This window comes from Shinella sp. M31, assembly GCF_049199205.1.
Lineage (GTDB): Bacteria > Pseudomonadota > Alphaproteobacteria > Rhizobiales > Rhizobiaceae > Shinella.
The window spans coordinates 1-16,584 of the sequence record NZ_JBLZPH010000019.1; the positions used below are offsets into that span (position 1 = coordinate 1).

The 16,584-nt window shown below is 63.0% G+C and carries 16 protein-coding genes; 5 read left to right on the forward strand and 11 right to left on the reverse strand.

The genetic code is table 11. From position 1 onward, the window contains the following. The 6 genes from ACOZKU_RS03370 to chvE form a co-directional block, all read right to left on the reverse strand. Positions 1–1,212: dihydroxy-acid dehydratase (locus tag ACOZKU_RS03370; protein WP_421577663.1), on the reverse strand; the 1,212-nt coding region annotated here is incomplete at its 3' end. Positions 1,213–1,259: 47 nt separating this feature from the next. After that, entirely contained in the window at positions 1,260–2,693 is a 1,434-nt protein-coding gene (locus ACOZKU_RS03375; protein WP_421577664.1) for an aldehyde dehydrogenase family protein, read from the reverse strand. A gap of 23 nt (positions 2,694–2,716) precedes the next feature. Continuing rightward, complete coding sequence (gene araD1 / locus ACOZKU_RS03380; protein WP_314085650.1) at positions 2,717–3,712, reverse strand: AraD1 family protein; 996 nt, start codon at positions 3,710–3,712, stop codon at positions 2,717–2,719. A gap of 127 nt (positions 3,713–3,839) precedes the next feature. Then, positions 3,840–5,048 carry a multiple monosaccharide ABC transporter permease gene (gene mmsB / locus ACOZKU_RS03385; protein WP_314085652.1) on the reverse strand — a complete coding sequence of 403 codons (1,209 nt, stop codon included), beginning with the start codon at positions 5,046–5,048 and terminating at the stop codon, positions 3,840–3,842. Beyond that, positions 5,048–6,583: a multiple monosaccharide ABC transporter ATP-binding protein gene (gene mmsA, locus ACOZKU_RS03390; RefSeq protein WP_421577665.1), complete on the reverse strand. Its 1,536-nt coding sequence runs from the start codon at positions 6,581–6,583 to the stop codon at positions 5,048–5,050. The genes mmsB and mmsA overlap by 1 nt, the downstream gene beginning before the upstream one ends. A gap of 121 nt (positions 6,584–6,704) precedes the next feature. Continuing rightward, positions 6,705–7,778 carry a multiple monosaccharide ABC transporter substrate-binding protein gene (gene chvE, locus ACOZKU_RS03395; RefSeq protein WP_298100967.1) on the reverse strand — a complete coding sequence of 358 codons (1,074 nt, stop codon included), beginning with the start codon at positions 7,776–7,778 and terminating at the stop codon, positions 6,705–6,707. Positions 7,779–8,030: 252 nt separating this feature from the next. Here chvE and ACOZKU_RS03400 point away from each other — a divergent pair, with 252 nt between their 5' ends. Both ACOZKU_RS03400 and ACOZKU_RS03405 read left to right on the forward strand, forming a co-directional pair. Further along, entirely contained in the window at positions 8,031–9,038 is a 1,008-nt protein-coding gene (locus ACOZKU_RS03400) for a LysR family transcriptional regulator (protein WP_421577666.1), read from the forward strand. Between the two features lie 15 nt (positions 9,039–9,053). Beyond that, positions 9,054–9,557 carry a hypothetical protein gene (locus ACOZKU_RS03405; protein ID WP_314085660.1) on the forward strand — a complete coding sequence of 168 codons (504 nt, stop codon included), beginning with the start codon at positions 9,054–9,056 and terminating at the stop codon, positions 9,555–9,557. 100 nt (positions 9,558–9,657) lie between these two features. Here ACOZKU_RS03405 and ACOZKU_RS03410 read toward each other — a convergent pair whose 3' ends face one another. The 5 genes from ACOZKU_RS03410 to ACOZKU_RS03430 are packed head-to-tail and all read right to left on the reverse strand — an operon-like array spanning position 9,658 to position 13,406. Continuing rightward, complete coding sequence (locus ACOZKU_RS03410; protein ID WP_314085662.1) at positions 9,658–9,879, reverse strand: hypothetical protein; 222 nt, start codon at positions 9,877–9,879, stop codon at positions 9,658–9,660. 59 nt (positions 9,880–9,938) lie between these two features. Next, a complete protein-coding gene (locus ACOZKU_RS03415; RefSeq protein WP_421577667.1) occupies positions 9,939–10,733 on the reverse strand; it encodes a 3-methyl-2-oxobutanoate hydroxymethyltransferase in 795 nt (264 codons plus the stop codon). A 12-nt stretch (positions 10,734–10,745) separates the two neighbouring features. Further along, positions 10,746–11,969, reverse strand: a complete 1,224-nt coding sequence (locus tag ACOZKU_RS03420) for an NAD(P)/FAD-dependent oxidoreductase (RefSeq protein ID WP_421577668.1) — start codon at positions 11,967–11,969, stop codon at positions 10,746–10,748. A gap of 10 nt (positions 11,970–11,979) precedes the next feature. After that, the gene (locus ACOZKU_RS03425) at positions 11,980–12,294 is read right to left on the reverse strand and encodes a MocE family 2Fe-2S type ferredoxin (protein WP_421577669.1); all 315 of its coding nucleotides are present in this window, start codon (positions 12,292–12,294) and stop codon (positions 11,980–11,982) included. Positions 12,295–12,320: 26 nt separating this feature from the next. Further along, positions 12,321–13,406 (reverse strand): fatty acid desaturase family protein, encoded by a 1,086-nt coding sequence (locus ACOZKU_RS03430; protein WP_421577670.1) that lies wholly within the window; start codon positions 13,404–13,406, stop codon positions 12,321–12,323. 161 nt (positions 13,407–13,567) lie between these two features. Here ACOZKU_RS03430 and ACOZKU_RS03435 point away from each other — a divergent pair, with 161 nt between their 5' ends. The 3 genes from ACOZKU_RS03435 to ACOZKU_RS03445 form a co-directional block, all read left to right on the forward strand. Further along, entirely contained in the window at positions 13,568–14,599 is a 1,032-nt protein-coding gene (locus tag ACOZKU_RS03435) for a LacI family DNA-binding transcriptional regulator (RefSeq protein ID WP_421577671.1), read from the forward strand. Between the two features lie 162 nt (positions 14,600–14,761). Then, positions 14,762–15,568, forward strand: a complete 807-nt coding sequence (locus tag ACOZKU_RS03440) for a TIM barrel protein (protein ID WP_421577672.1) — start codon at positions 14,762–14,764, stop codon at positions 15,566–15,568. Between the two features lie 253 nt (positions 15,569–15,821). Next, positions 15,822–16,584, forward strand: a 763-nt coding sequence (locus tag ACOZKU_RS03445; protein ID WP_421577673.1) for a substrate-binding domain-containing protein, incomplete at its 3' end; no start/stop codon positions are given.

Below are 16,584 nucleotides of genomic sequence, written 5' to 3' on the forward strand. Positions count from 1 at the left end.
GTGCGGCGAGGCAGCCGACGGCTTCAGCACCGCGCCCTTCGGCGCGAGATTGCCGCGCAAAACGACGATGCCGCCCGACTGCGTCAGCGCCTTTTCGGCCGGCAGGATGACGTCCTCGTTCCAGTTGACGACGTCCTTGACTTCGTCCCAGACCGTCTCACCCGACACGGTGATCGCATCCTTGTGCAGGAGGCCCGCCTCGCCGAGGCGCTTCAGCACCACCGGCAGGCCGCCGGCATAGAAGAACTCCTCCATCAGGTACTTGCCCGAGGGCATGAGGTTGACGATCGTCGGCACGTCGCGGCCGCAACGGTCCCAATCGTCCAGCGTCAGGTCGATTCCGACGCGGCCGGCCATGGCGAGCAGATGGATGACGGCGTTGGTCGATCCGCCGATCGCCGCATTGGTGCGGATGGCGTTCTCGAAGGCCTGCTTCGTCATGATGTCGGAGGGTTTGAGGTCGTCCTTGACCATCTGCACGATACGGCGGCCGGTGAGCTGCGCCATGACCTTGCGGCGGCTGTCGACGCCGGGAATGGCGGCATTGCCCGACAGCGCCATGCCGAGCGCTTCGGCCATGGAAGCCATGGTGGAGGCCGTGCCCATCGTGTTGCAGGTGCCGGAGGAACGGCTCATCGAGGCTTCGGCCTCAAGGAACTCTTCCTGCGTCATCTCGCCGGCCTTCACCATTTCGGAGAACTTCCAGAGATGCGTGCCGGAGCCGACGCGCTCGCCGCGGAAATAGCCGTTGAGCATCGGGCCGCCGGTGACGACGATCGATGGCAGGTCGACGGAAGCCGCCGCCATGATCAGCGACGGCGTGGTCTTGTCGCAGCCGACCATCAACACGCAGCCGTCCATCGGTTGGCCGCGAATGGTTTCCTCGATGGCGAGGGCCGCGAGGTTTCGGTACATCATCGCCGTCGGGCGGAAGGTGTTTTCCGAGGCCGAGAAGACGGGCACCTCCATCGGGAAGCCACCAGCCTCCCAGATGCCGGCCTTCACCTTTTCGGCGAGCTCCCGCAGGTGGCCGTTGCACGGCGTCATGTCCGACCAGGTGTTGAGGATGCCGATCACCGGGCGCCCGTCGAACAGGTCGTGCGGGTATCCCTGGTTCTTCATCCAGCCACGATGATAGATCACGTCACGGCTGGTGCCGCCGTACCATTCTTGTGAGCGCAGCCTGCGTGGCCATTCCGCTTTCTTCGTCATCTTTCCAGTCCTCGAAGCGACCACCCGAATGCCGGGCAGCCTGTGTCTCACGCCAGGGTGTAGGCGGTCTTGACGGTTGTGTAGAATTCGTTGGCGTATTTGCCCTGCTCGCGCGAGCCGAAAGACGATCCCTTGCGGCCGCCGAAGGGCACATGGAAATCGACGCCGGCCGTCGGCAGATTGACCATCACCATGCCGGCCTCGGCATTGCGCTTGAAATGCGTCGCATGCTTGAGGCTGGTCGTGGCGATGCCGGAGGAAAGGCCGAACGGCGTATCGTTGGCAACCGCCAGCGCCTCCTCGTAATCCTTCACGCGGATGACAGCGGCAACCGGGCCGAAAATCTCTTCCCGCGAAATGCGCATGTCGTTCGTCGCCTCGGTGAAGAGCGCAGGCGCGAGGTAGAAGCCGGGGGTGTCGCGCTTCAGCAGCTCGCCGCCGAAGGCAAGCTTGGCGCCCTCCTTCTGGCCGATCTCGATATAATCGGTGTCCTGCTTGAGCTGGCTTTGATCGACGACAGGACCGATATGCGTGCCGGCCTTCAAGGCGTCATCGACGACGACGCTCTTCAGCCGCTCACCGACAGCGGCGACGAAACGGTCATGGATGCCTTCCGTGACGATGACGCGTGAGGAGGCCGTGCAGCGCTGACCGGTCGAGAAGAAGGCCGAGTTGACGGCGGCCTCGACGGCGACATTGAGGTCCGCGTCGTCGAGCACGACGAAGGGATTCTTGCCGCCCATTTCGAGCTGGTATTTTCTGTTATGCTCGACGGAGGCGAGCGCGACGCGCTTGCCGGTGCCGGTGGAGCCGGTAAAGGTGACGGCGTTGACATCGGGGCTGTCGAGCATGGTCTGGCCAACGACGGAGCCCTTGCCCATGACGAGGTTCAGGACACCCTTCGGCAGGCCGGCGCGCACCAGGATATCGACGATCGCCCAGGAACAGCCGGGCACGAGTTCCGCCGGCTTGAAGACCACCGTGTTGCCGTAACAGAGCGCCGGCGCGATCTTCCAGGCGGGAATGGCGATCGGAAAATTCCACGGAGTGATGATGCCGACGACGCCGACCGGCTCACGGGTGATCTCGACGCCGATATTCGGCCGCACCGAGGGCAGCGTCTCGCCGGCAAGGCGCAGACACTCGCCCGCGAAGAAATCGAAAATCTGGCCGGCGCGCACGGTCTCACCGATGCCTTCCGCCAGCGTCTTGCCCTCCTCGCGCGACAGCAGGCGGCCGAGTTCGTCCTTGCGGGCGAGGATTTCGTCGGCGGTCTTGCGCAGGATCGCGTGGCGCTCGAGGATGCCGGAACGCGACCAGGCCGGGAAGGCAGACTTGGCGGCGGCAATCGCCGCCTTGGTGTCCTCAACAGTGGCGCGGGCATACCGCCCGACGACATCGCCCGTATTCGACGGGTTGATGTTCTCGATGGCATCGGAGCCGACCCATTCGCCGGCAATCAGGTTCTGGTGGATGGTCATGGCCTCAGCCTCCTGTCCGTCGCCTACAACTGGCGGATTTCGATTTCTTCTTCTTTGGCAATCGCCAGGGGATTGCGCAGCGGCAGGCCGAAACCATCCGCGCCGATCTCGAACACGTCGCCCTCTTCCGTACGGATGCCGTCACCGAAGGACAGCGTCGCCGTGCCGAACATATGGACGTGGATATCGCCTGGCGTGCGGAACAGGCCGTATTTGAAATGGTGGTATTCGAGATTGGCGAAAGTATGCGACATGTTCGCCTCGCCGGAGACGAAGGGCTTTTCCCAGAGAACCTTGCCGCCACGCACGATGCGCGAGAAGCCGCGGATATCGTCCGGCGCCGCGCCCACGCGGATTTCCGGGCCGAAGCTCGCCTGCCGCAACTTGGAGTGCGCGAGGTAGAGATAGTTGATCCGTTCCGTCACATGGTCGGAAAACTCGTTCGACACGGCAAAGCCGATGCGGAACGGCGAACCATCGGCGGCGATGACATAGATGCCCGCCATTTCCGGCTCCTCGCCGCCATCGAGCGCGAAGGAGGGCGAGGTCAGCGCGGAACCGGGTGCCACGGCCTGGGTGCCGTTGCCCTTGTAGAACCATTCCGGCTGCACGCCCTTCTCGCCGGCCTTCGGCTTGCCGTTTTCGAGGCCCATGCGGAACATCTTCATGGAATCCGTCAGCGTCTCTTCCGCAGCTTCCGAGGTCTTCTTGTGCATGGAATCGCGCGTCGCGGCCGAGCCGAGATGGGTGAGGCCCGTGCCCGTCAGATGCAGATGCGCGGCATCCGGATGGGTGATCGGCGACAGCAGTCGGCCGTCGGCATAAGCGGTCTCCAGATCGACCTCGTCACCCAGACCCTTGGCATCGATGACGGCCTTGAGCGACTGTCCGCTGTTGGCGGCTTCCAGCGCCAGCGCATAGACGCTTTCAGCACCTTTGACGGTGCGGCCCTTGCCGCCCTCTTCCCGCACGACGACGGCGATCGAGCCATCGCCCTTTGCTACCTGCGAAATCAGCATTTTCGTTTCCTTCCTGAGATCGGCGCCGGCCAAAGCTCCGCTCCTGCGGCGGACAGACGTCACCACACTGGCCGCACCAGCGACCGGTCAAACTCTTCTGCAATCGGGTGGGCGACCGGTGTCCCGGTCAGCCCTTGTTCTTGTTGTAGACGTCGAAGAACACGGCGGCGAGCAGCACCAGGCCCTTGATGAGCTGTTGGTAGTCGATGCCGATACCCATGATCGACATGCCGTTGTTCATGACGCCCATGATGAAGGCGCCGATGACGGCACCCGTGATCTTGCCGACGCCACCGGACGCCGAGGCGCCGCCGATGAAGCAGGCCGCGATAACGTCGAGTTCGAAACCGACGCCGGCCTTCGGCGTCGCCGAATTGAGGCGGGCGGCGATGATCATGCCGGCAAGGGCTGCGAGTGCGCCCATGTTGACGAAGGTGTAGAAGGTCAGCCGCTCGGTGTTGATGCCCGAAAGCTTCGCGGCCTTCTCATTGCCGCCCATGGCGTAGATGCGCCGGCCGACCGTCGTGCGCGTCGTCACGAAAGTGTAGAGCGCGATCAGCAGGCCCATGATGATCAGAACGTTCGGCAGGCCGCGATAGGTCGAGAGCTGGAAGCCGATGAAGATCGCAACCACGCCGATGATCGCCATCTGCACCGCGAAGAAGCCGAAGGGCTCGTTCTCGGTCTCGTTGACGGCATTGAGGCGGCGCTCACGCAGGCCGGCATAGACGGCATAGCCGACGAGCAGCAGCACGGCGACGAGCGCGACGTAGTTCTTGATGAGGCTGGTCGAGGGATCGGTTATCGACAGGAAATCCGGCACGAAACCCGTGGAGAGAACCTGGAATTCTTTCGGGAACGGACCGACCGGGCGCCCCGACAGCACGACATAGGTCATGCCGCGGAAGACCAGCATGCCGGCGAGCGTCACGATGAAGGACGGAATCTTCTGGTACGCGACCCAATAGCCCTGCGCCGCACCCATGATCGCGCCCATGAGGATCGCGAGCGGCACGACGACCACGGCCGGCAGCCCCCATTTCACCAGCATGATCGCCGACATGGCACCGGTGAAGGCGACGATGGAGCCGACCGACAGGTCGATATGCCCCGCCACGATGATCAGCAGCATGCCCAGCGCCATGATGACGATGAACGAGTTCTGCAGCACCAGATTGGTGATGTTGACCGGGCGGAACAGCACGCCGTTGGTCAGAATCTGGAAGAAGATCATGATCACGACGAGCGCGACCAAGAGGCCGTATTCGCGGATGTTCTTCTTGAGATATTCCCCCACCGAAGGCTGGGTCGTCTTGGTCGCGGTATCGGTGGACATTAGTGTTTCTCCCCGGAGCGCATGATGGCGCGCATGATGGATTCCTGGCTTGCTTCCGCCTTCGAAAGCTCGGCCACGATGCGTCCTTCGTTCATGACATAGATGCGATCGCAGGTCCCGAGCAGTTCCGGCATCTCCGACGAGATCATGAGGATGCCCTTGCCCTCGGCGGCAAGCTGGTTGATGATGGAATAGATTTCGAACTTGGCGCCGACATCGATGCCGCGCGTGGGTTCATCGAGGATCAGCACCTCGGGATTGGTGAAAAGCCACTTCGACAGCACGACCTTCTGCTGGTTGCCGCCCGAAAGGTTGATCGTTTCCTGATAGATCGAATGCGAGCGGATACGCAGCTTCGAGCGGTAGTCGGAGGCCACCTTGGCTTCCTGCCGGTCGTTGATGACCATGTTCGACGACACGCCGTTCAGGTTGGACAGCGTCGTGTTGTGCATGATGTTGTTGATCAGCACGAGGCCAAGATGTTTGCGGTCCTCGGTGACATAGGCAAGGCCGGCATCGATCGCCTTGGGGATCGTGCTCACATCGACGGGCTTGCCGCGCATGGTGACGTCGCCGGTAATCTTGTGGCCCCAGCTCCTGCCGAAGAGGCTCATCGCCGTCTCGGTGCGGCCCGCACCCATCAGGCCGGCGATGCCGACGACCTCGCCGGCGCGCACGGTGAAGCTCACATCGTGCAGGAACTGCCGGTCGCGGTGATGCTGGTGGAAAACGTTCCAGTTCTTCACCTCCAGCAGCGTCTCGCCGACCTTCGGTTCGCGCGCCGGATAGCGGTCTTCCATCTCGCGGCCGACCATGCCCTTGATGATACGGTCTTCCGAGATATCCTCGTGATGACAGTCCAGCGTCTCCACCGTGCCGCCGTCGCGCAGGATGGTGATCTGATCGGCGACCTTTTTGATCTCGTTCAGCTTGTGCGAGATGATGATCGAGGTCATGCCCTGCGTGCGGAACTCCATGAGCAGCTTCAGGAGCGCGTCGGAGTCCTTTTCGTTGAGCGAGGCGGTCGGCTCGTCGAGGATGAGCAGGCGCACCTTCTTCGACAGCGCCTTGGCGATTTCCACCAGCTGCTGCTTGCCCACGCCGATATCGGTGATCAGCGTGCCGGGTGAATCCTTCAGGCCCACCTTGTCGAGCAGTTCCTGCGTGCGGCGGAAAGTCTGCTTCCAGTCGATGACGCCGTTCGTCGCGACCTCGTTGCCAAGGAAGATGTTCTCGGCGATCGACAGGAGCGGCACGAGCGCCAGCTCCTGGTGGATGATGATGATGCCCAGATGCTCGCTGTCGGAGATCGTGGAGAAGTGACGGACCTGGCCGTCGAAATGGATTTCGCCCTCGTAGGAGCCAGCCGGATAGACGCCGCTCAACACTTTCATGAGGGTAGATTTGCCGGCGCCGTTTTCGCCGACAAGGGCGTGAATCTCGCCTTCGCGGACCTTCAGGTTGACGTTGTCGAGCGCCTTTACGCCCGGAAACGTCTTCGTGATGCCACGCATTTCGAGAAGGGTCTTGCTCATGTACCAGTTTCCAGCGGCCAGTGATCGCCCTTCGACAGGGAGACTGAGCCTATTCGCTCTGCGATCCGGAGAAAAGAGGGTTCGCGCGCGTGGCGCGAACCCCGGAGAGATTTGAGAACGATTAGTTCTTCAGCTGGTCGGCCGTGTAGTAGGCCGAGTCCGTGACGAGGATCTTCTCGGCATTGGACTTGTCGACGGCAACCGGCTTAAGGAGGTAGGACGGAACGACCTTGACGCCGTTGTCGTAGGTCTTCGTGTCGTTTACTTCCGGCTCCTTGCCTTCGAGGATCGAGTTGACCATGCCGACAGTGACCTTCGCGAGTTCGCGCGTGTCCTTGAAGACGGTCGAATACTGTTCGTCAGCGAGGATCGACTTGACGGACGGCAGTTCGGCGTCCTGGCCGGTGACAATGGCCATCGGCTGGTCGCCCGAGCCGTAGCCGACGCCCTTCAGGGCCGACAGGATACCGATGGAGAGACCGTCATAGGGCGACAGAACGCCATCGACGCGGCCGTCGGTGTAGGTCGAGGACAGCAGGTTTTCCATGCGCGCCTGGGCAACGGCACCGTCCCAGCGCAGCGTGCCGACGGTTTCCATGCCGGTCTGGCCCGACTTGATGACGATGTCGCCCTTGTCGATCAGCGGCTGGAGGACCGACATCGCGCCGTCGTAGAAGAAGAAGGCGTTGTTATCGTCAGGCGAACCGCCGAAGAGTTCGACATTCCACGGCTTGGTGTCCGGGAACTTCGCCTTCAGGCCGTCGACGAGGCTGGTGGCCTGGAGAACGCCGACCTGGAAGTTGTCGAAGGTGGCGTAGTAGCTGACATTGCCCGAATCGCGGATGAGGCGGTCGTAAGCGATGACCTTCACGCCGGCGTCGGCAGCCTTCTGCAGGATGTCGGAGAGCGTCGTGCCGTCGATGGCGCCAATGACGAGAACCTTGGCACCCTTGGTGACCATGTTTTCGATCTGGGCCAGCTGGTTTGGAATGTCGTCGTCAGCAAACTGCAGGTCCGGCGTGTAACCGGCTTCCTTGAACAGCTTTTCCATCGTCTCGCCGTCGGAAATCCAGCGGGTCGAGGTCTTGGTGGGCATGGAGATGCCGACCATGCCCTTATCCTGGGCGAAAACCGGGGCGACGAACGACGCGACGCTGATGGCAGCGGCCGCGAGAAGCGAGGTGATCATTTTCATAGAAAGGTCTCTCCCTTGTGCGCACTGGCCGTTGAGCCAGGCATTGTTCTGTGCACGGGCGGGGTCGCTTTCAGGCGACGGCCTGGACTGGTGAGCATAGGAGCCCGCCGGTCCCCACTCCCAAGGACCCCAGCGCACATTGGCGAAACCTCGTACGAATTGCCATAACTGTCAAATGCAATGAGCTTCTAATTCGATACCAAAATTGGTATAGAGAGGCAGATATATAATATTTTTACCATCGAGGGCACGATGCGTTTGCAGGATGACACCGAGGAGCCGCTTTTTCCCGACGAGGGCGGCGACAATCTGCAAGGCGTCGGCCTGCTGCGCAGCGGCCTGAAACTCAATCATCTGCGCATGATCGTCGCCATCGAGGAGCACAAGCAGGTGAGTGCAGCGGCCGATGTGCTGAACATCACCCAGCCCGCCGCCTCCCGCATGCTGACGGAAATGGAGACGATCCTCAAGGCGCAGCTTTGCGAGCGCGTGTCGCGCGGCGTGGCGCTGACGGCCTTCGGCCGGGCCTTCGCGCGGCGGGCGCGCACCATCCTGCTCGAGCTGCGCGAGGTCGACCGCGAGCTTTCGGCGCTGAAATCCGGCACCGGCGGTTCCGTCTATCTGGGTTCCGTCACCGCACCGGCGATCAGTCTGGCCGTTCCGGCGATCCAGCAGGTCAGCGCCGCCTATCCGGGCATCGAGGTGAATGTGCGCGTGGAGACGAGCAACGTGCTCGCTCGCGAACTCTTGGCCGCCCGGCAGGATTTCATCATTGCCCGCGTGCCCGACGACCTCAATCCGCGGCTGTTCAACGTCACGGAGATCGGTGTGGAAAAGGCCTGCCTCATCGTGCGCAAGGGCCATCCGCTGACGGAAAAGCCGGTCGTCGGCCTCGCGGATCTCCCGCATTTCGACTGGGTGTTCCAGCCGGCGGGCACGCTTTTGCGCCGCCGCATCGAAGAACTGTTCATCGCCGATGGCGTGCCGCTGCCGTCCACCGTCGTCAACACCTCGTCGATCCTGCTGACCACCGCCATCGTCTGCGGCTCGAACGCCATCGCACCCGTCGCCCGCGACATGGCGGTGTTCATCGCCGATGTCGGCGCGCAGGCCGGCGAGATCAGCATTCTCAACACGGATTTCGACATCGACATCAAGCCTTACAGCCTGATTTCCGTGAAAGGCCGGGCGCTCCCCCCGAGCGCCAAATTGCTCTATGATCTCATCCTGCAACGCAGCCGGATGCTTTCGCCGGACTGAACGGAGAAAGACACCATGTTCGGCATGACCGTTTTCGAATCCGTGCTGGAAAGGCTGAAGGCCGAGGCGCGTCAGGCCGAGGAGGATGCGGCCGAAGAGCCTGTGGAAGACGACGGCCCCGGCGAGATTCGTGGCCTGAACTCGGGTTTTGCCGGCATCGGCACCGGCAGCACCTTCGTCTCCGGTTCACAGGCGGCGGCCGCCTATCTCGATCTCTACGAGGCGCCGCGCCCTGCGGAGCCTGAGCCGCAGCCGGCGCCCGAGCCGCCCCCTGCCCAGCCGCCGCATCTCATGCGCACCGCGCCGGCAGAGATTGCCGAGGATCTCGCCCTCACCGGCAAGGAAGGTGTGGACGACCTGCTCGCCCGCCGTCGCAGCTTTGCCCGGGAAAACCACCCCGACCGCGCACCGGAGGACCTGCGCGCCAACGCGACATTGCGCATGAAGATCGCCAACATGCTGATCGACGAGACGATCCGGAGACTAAGGGTGGAAGAGAGCCTCGGGCTTTCGCGCTAAAGCGCGCCGCAATCTTTCAGATTCGCTCCATGCGCTTTAGCTTCTTGTTTTTGCCCATGTCGTTTTCGCAAAACCGCTGCACACTTTTGCGCGACATGCGCTAGCTCTTCGTCTCCTCCGGCGGCTTGGCGGCCGGATCGGAGGGTTTGAAAAACAGGATGAGGTTGGCGAAGGCATAGGCGGTCACGACGAGGAAGATCGTGCCCCAGGTCTGTTCGCCGTTGTAGAACTCGACGCCCGTCCATGCCGCGCAGGACCCGACCAGCAGCACCCGCCGCCAGAGCGGACGGTAAAACGGGTGGTCGGTGTCGATGATTTTCATGAACGTCTCCTCAGGCCTTCGACCGCCTACATAGGCGGTTTTCCCGCAGGAGGGAACCTTCACGAACAGAGACGCTCAAGGAAGGTAGCGAGCTCCGACGGCTCGATGCCGACGAGATGGCCCTTTTCCGGATAGGCGCCGGAGCGCACGTCATCCGCATATTCTCTGAAGGCGGCGATGCGCTCCTGCTGGAGACGATCATATTCCGCTGCGAAATTGCGGTAGACCTTTGCGTGGCGCGGATAATGGCCGCGGTTCTGGCCGAGCACATCGTCGGCAAAGAGATATTGCGCATCGCAGCCCGTGCCGGCGCCCATGGAGAGCATGACGAGCGAGGTTTTTGCGCTGATCGCCGCAGCGACTTCGCCCGGCACGACCTCGATTTCGGCGGCAAAGGCACCCGCCTCTTCCAGCGCTTTCACCTGCCGGAAAATCTCCAGCGCGCTGTCGGCCGTCTTGCCGACCGCTCGGAAACCGCCCGTCCAGGTCGCTTTTGAAGGAATGAGGCCGACATGGCCGCAGACCGGAATGCCTTCTTCCCGCAGCCGCCGCACGGTGGAAAGGCCCGCCGCGCAATAGACGGCATCGCCCCCCGCCCGCATCGCTTGGAACGCGCCGCGCAGATAGTCGTCGGCGGTGATGAAATCGCCGTATTCGAGGCCGGGAAAGGCGAAGACGGTCGGGGCTACTTCGCGAAAAGCCGGCCCGAGCAGAGCCGGCGGCACGGAGACGAGGTCGATGCCTGCCTGTTCGGCGGCGGCGGCCTCTTCGAGCGTGACGACGCGCAGCATGGTGAGCTGGCGCTTGCCCTTCATCGCCTGGATATCGGCAACGGTCGGTCTCTTGGTCTTCACGGGCAGTCTCCCTCAGGTGGCGAGCAGTTTCTTGAGCTTGATCTCCGGCGCGGCGAGCGCTGCCGGATCGGGATGGATGCGGGCGGCGATCAGCATTTCGGCGAGACGGATGTCGCGCGCCACCGCATTGCCCGGCCCGATGCCGCTCGCTGCAATCAGCCGCCCCTCCGCATCGAGATGGAAGAGAATGAAGGCGCCCTCGCCCATGTCACGACGCACGGTGGTCGCGGCGCCATCGGCAAGGCCGGCGATCTGCAACGTCATGTCGTACTGATCCGACCAGAACCACGGCACGGCGGTATGGGCTTCCGCACCGCCCAGCATGTTGGCGGCGGCAAGCTGGCCCTGCTCCTGCGCATTGCGCCAGGATTCCAGCCGGATGCGGCGGCCGCCATAGAGCGGCAACGGATAGGAGGTGCAGTCGCCCGCGGCAAAGATATCGGGATCGGAGGTACGCAGCAGGCCATCGACGGCGATACCGTTTTCCACCGCCAGACCGGCTGCCTCCGCCAGTTCCGAGTTGGGCACGGCGCCGATGCCCACGACGAGCAGGTCCGCGCTGACGACGCGCCCGTCGCCCAGCGAAATCGCCACCTCGCCCGCCCGCTCCTCGACACCGGCCACCTTGGCCCCGCAGAGGATATCCACACCCTCGGCGGCATGACGGTTGGCGACGATTTCGGCAATCACGGCCGGCACGCCACGGGTCAGCACCCGCGGCAGGCCCTCCACCAGCGTGACGCTCGCGCCCAGCGTGCGGGCGCTGGCGGCCAGCTCCAGGCCGATGAAGCCGCCGCCGAGAATGGCGATATGGCTACCTTCGACGAGATGTTCGCGGATACGCGCCGCATCGTCATGGCTGCGCAGCGCGAGGATGCGCCCGCCATGGGCCGCACCCGGCAAGGTTCGTGGGCGCGCACCGGTGGCCAGCAGCAGCCTGTCATAGGGAACGACCGTGCCGTCGCCCAGCACGACACGCTTCGCTGCACGGTCGATCTCGGACACCGTGCGGCCGAGCAGCAGATCGATGCCGGCCTCGACGTAACGCTGCGGTTCGGCGACGAATTTCGGACCGGCGCCGGCCACCAGCGCCTCCTTGGAGAGCGGCGGGCGCTCATAGGGCAGATGGGTTTCGCTGCCGATCAGGGTCAGCGTGCCGTCAAAGCCCTTTTCACGCAGCGCAAAGGCTGCGCGCGCGCCGCATTCGCCGGCGCCGACGATCACGAAATTCGCCATGATGGTTTCCTCAGACGCTAATGAAGACCGTGCCGCCCTCGACCTTGACCGGATAGGTCCTGAGGTCGACGCAGACGGGCGCGCCCTTGGCCTCGCCGGTCTTGTAGTTGAAGCGGCCGTTGTGCTTGGGACATTCGATGATGTGATCCATCACCAGGCCATCGGCGAGGTGGATCTTCTCATGGGTGCAGAGCCCGTCCGTCGCGTGATAGGTATCCTCCGGGCTGCGATAGATCGCGAAGGTGCGGCCCGCATGGTCGAAGCGGATGACATCCTCCTCGTCGATGTCGTCGGCTGCGCAGACTTCGATCCAATTGTCGCTCATGGGTCTTTCCTCCAGGATATCAGATGTTACTCGGCGGCGACGAAGGCCGGCTCGGCGTGGAATTCTTCCCTGTAGGGCCGCGCCGTCTCGGGCAGGTCGCGCTTGAGGAAATAGTCCTCGTTGCGCAGCTGGCGCAGGAAGGCCGGCAGCATTTCCCGATAGCCGTGCCAAATGGACGGGTTCGGGGCCGGCAGGTCGTGTTTGATCATGGCGTGCAGCCGCGGCAACGCGTGATAGGGCACCATCGGAAACATGTGGTGCTCCACATGGTAGTTCATGTTCCAATAGATGAAGCGGCTCACCGGGTTCATATAGACGGTGCGGCTGTTCAGGCGGTGGTCGATGACGTTGTCGGCAAGGCCTCCATGTTGCAAAAGGCCGGTCATGACATGGTGCCAGGCGCCATAGAGCCTGGGCAGGCCGATGAACATGGCCGGCAGGATCGAGCCGAAGGCGAAACAGGCGGCGATCGTCGCGAGATAGACGACGAGCCAGATACGAGCGATGCGAATCGCTTTCGGCTGCTCCGTCTCGGGAATGAAGGTCTTTTCAGCCGCGCTCATGACGCCGGCCGCATTGCGCACCATGTCGATGACGGCATGCCAGGCATCGAGGATGCCGAAAAAATTGAGCACGAGGCGGACAAGGTCCGGCGGGCGCATGACGGCAATCTCGGGATCGCGGCCGACAATGACCGTATCCGTGTGGTGGCGCGTATGGCTCCAGCGCCATGTCACCGGATTGCGCATGATCATGAAACAGGCGATCTGGTAGACGGCGTCGTTCATCCACATCGTCTTGAAGGCCGTTCCGTGGCCGCATTCGTGCCAGCGGCTGTCCGAGGCCGAGCCATAGAGCATGCCGTAGATCAGGAAGAACGGCACGGCGGCCCAATTTCCCCAGAACCACGCGCCGAGCGCACCGGAGATAAGCATGGCACCGAGCCAGATCGCGGTGTCGCGAATGGCCGGCGCATCGCCGCGCTGCATGAGCGCCTTCATCTCCTTGCGCGCGACATCGGTGTGGTACCACTCGGCCGCGGCCAGGCCATTGGCAACGGCCGCCTCGGCATCGCGCCCCAGAAGGCTGTAGTCCCGCTTCGTCGGCTTCATCGCTGTTTCCTCCCGCAAGGCGCTGTCCAAAGACCCGCCGTATCCGATGGTCAAACGATAGCGCTGCTGCTTGCATCTCTCAATCCTGCCATGATAGAATGCATCAAATTCCATCATTCACTATCATTTAAGATTGATGGAAAGATTTCACGGAGAGAGCCATGGCATCGCGACCGACAATTTCGGATCTCGCGCAGGCGGCGGGCGTCAGCGTCGCAACGGTCGACCGCGTGCTGAACGGTCGCCACAAGGTGCGAGAGGAGACCGCACGGCGGGTCTACGAGGCGGCCAATGCCATCGGCTATCACGCGCTTGGCCTCATCCGGCAGCGGGTCTTCGAGGACCTGCCGCAATATCGCCTCGGCTTCAGCTTCCAGCGTCCGAACCAGGCCTTCTACCAGAACTTCGCCCGCGAGATCGAAATCGCCTGCAATGCCTGCACCGTTGCCCGCATCGTGCCGCAGATCGAGTTCATCAATGCGCAGACGCCGGCGGCGATGACGGAAATGCTGCGCCAGCTTTCGACGCGCAACCAGGCGCTCGCCGTCGTTGCACCCGATTATCCCGCGACGACGACTATGGCGGAAGACCTGAAAAACCGCGGCATACCGCTGTTCTGCCTGCTGTCCGATTTCGCCATGGACATTCGCCAGGGCTATATCGGCCTCAACAATATGAAGGTCGGCCGTACCGCCGCCTGGATGATCGCGCGCGGCGCCAAGCGCCCCGGCAAGGTGGCGATCTTCGTCGGCAGCCATCGCTTCCATGGCCATGAATTGCGCGAGATCGGCTTCCGTTCCTTCTTCCGCGAAAAGGGCCAGGGGTTCGAAGTGCTGGACACACTGGTCAATCTCGACACCAGCGAGATCACCCATGAGGCGACCGCCAACCTGCTCGCCCAGCATCCCGATCTCGTCGGCCTCTATGTAGCGGGCGGCGGCATGGAGGGTGCGATCTCGGCGGTGCGCGAGGAAGGTTTTGCCGGTCGCATCCAGCTTATCGTCAACGAGCTGACGCCGGAATCGAAAGCCGGGCTTGCCGACGATGTCGTGACCATGGCGATCAGTACGCCCCTGCCAGCACTCTGCCGTGAACTCGTCTCGCTGATGGTGACGGCCATCGAAAAGGGTGAAAATGCCGTGCCCGGCCAGACCTTCCTGCCCTTCGATCTGTTCACGCCGGAAAATATCTGACGCGTCCTTGAGAGAATTCCATCACCGCCTGTTGCTAATCTTTCAGCAATGAAGGCGGTATCGCCACCTTGGCCTTTGACGACCGTCAAGCGCATGCCGATCCTCACATGTGCATGCGAGGCCGCCCTATCGGTGGCCCCGAGACCGGAGGACACCCATTCCATGCCGACTTTCGCCATCAACCACATGACGGCGCCCGCCCTCACGCTCGACGCCTTCTTCGCGCTCGCCGTCTCGCTCGGCACCAGCGCCGTCGAAATCCGCAACGATCTCGACGGCAATGCCATTCTCGACGGCACTACGCCCGCCGAGGTCAAGGCGCTGGCCGAGCGCCACGGCATCACGATCATCTCGATCAACGCCCTGCAGCGTTTCAATGAGTGGACACCCGCCCGCGCCGCCGAGGCCAGAGACCTGATCGACTACGCAAGCGCCTGCGGTGCGAAGGCCCTCGTGCTCGTGCCGAAGAACGACGGCACCGGTCAGGCCGACGGCGAGCGCCAGGCCAATCTCCGCCGGTCCCTGACGGAACTCAAGCCGCTGCTCGACGCCGCCGGCATCATCGGCCTCGTCGAGCCGCTCGGCTTCGAAATCTGCTCGCTGCGTTCCAAGCGCGAAGCCGTCGAGGCGATCAAGGCGGTCGGCGGGGAACAGACATTCCGTCTGGTGCACGACACGTTCCACCACCATCTTGCCGGCGAGCCGGAGCTGTTTGCCGATTTTACCGGACTTGTCCACATTTCCGGCGTGGAAGACCCCGCAGTCTCCGTTTCCGACATGCGCGATGGCCATCGCGTGCTCGTCGGCCCGGCCGACCGGCTGGCAAATACCAGCCAGATCAAGGCCCTGATTTTCGCCGGTTATACCGGCCCGCTTTCCTTCGAACCCTTCTCGCCCGCCGTGCACGGCGTGGCCGATCCCAAGGCCGCCGTTGCCGAGAGCATCGCCTTCATCCGCGAAAACATTTGAAAATCTACGGCGGCGGAGCGTTCCGCCGTCTTCGTCCCCAGCTTCGGCGGAAATCCCGTGCCGTAAAATGGAACGGGCTTGACGCCATAAGCAGAAAATGGAATAAACATTCCGCAACACGGAATTCGCGGTTTGTTTATTCTGTTTTGGCCTTTTGCGTCCCGGGAGGAGCGGAGGGCCGGCTGCCCGCAAGGGCCAGCGATCCGGGTCATTGAGTGGTGCGACCGGACACCACATTGAGGAGGAGAACGACATGAAAAAATTCATTCTTGGCTCGGCGCTTGCCGTGATGATGTCCACCGCCGCCCACGCTGAAACGATCGGCGTTTCCATGGCGCTGTTCGACGACAACTTCCTGACCGTTCTGCGCAACGGCATGACCGACTACGCCAAGACGCTCGACGGCGTCGAGCTGCAGATCGAAGACGCCCAGAACGACGTCGCCAAGCAGCAGAGCCAGATCCAGAACTTCATCGCCTCCGGCGTCAGCGCCATCATCGTCAACCCTGTTGATACCGACGCGACGGCCGCCCTTTCGAAGGCTGCCGCAGATGCCGGCATTCCGCTCGTCTACGTCAACCGCGAGCCAGCAAACATCAACGAACTGCCGGAAAAGCAGGCGTTCGTCGCCTCCAACGAACAGGAATCCGGCACGCTGGAAACCAAGGAAGTCTGCCGCCTGCTGAACGGCAAGGGCAAGGTCGTCGTCATGATGGGCGAACTGTCCAACCAGGCCGCGCGCATGCGCACGCAGGACATCAAGGACGTCATCGCGACCGATGAATGCAAGGGCCTGACGATCGTCGAGGAGCAGACCGCCAACTGGTCGCGCACGCAGGGCGCCGACCTGATGACCAACTGGCTCTCCGCCGGCCTGGAATTCGACGCCGTCATCTCCAACAATGACGAAATGGCGATCGGCGCCATCCAGGCCCTGAAGGCCGCAGGCCGTTCGATGGACAGCGTCGTCGTCGCCGGTGTCGACGCCACGCAGGACGCCCTTGCCGCCATGGCAG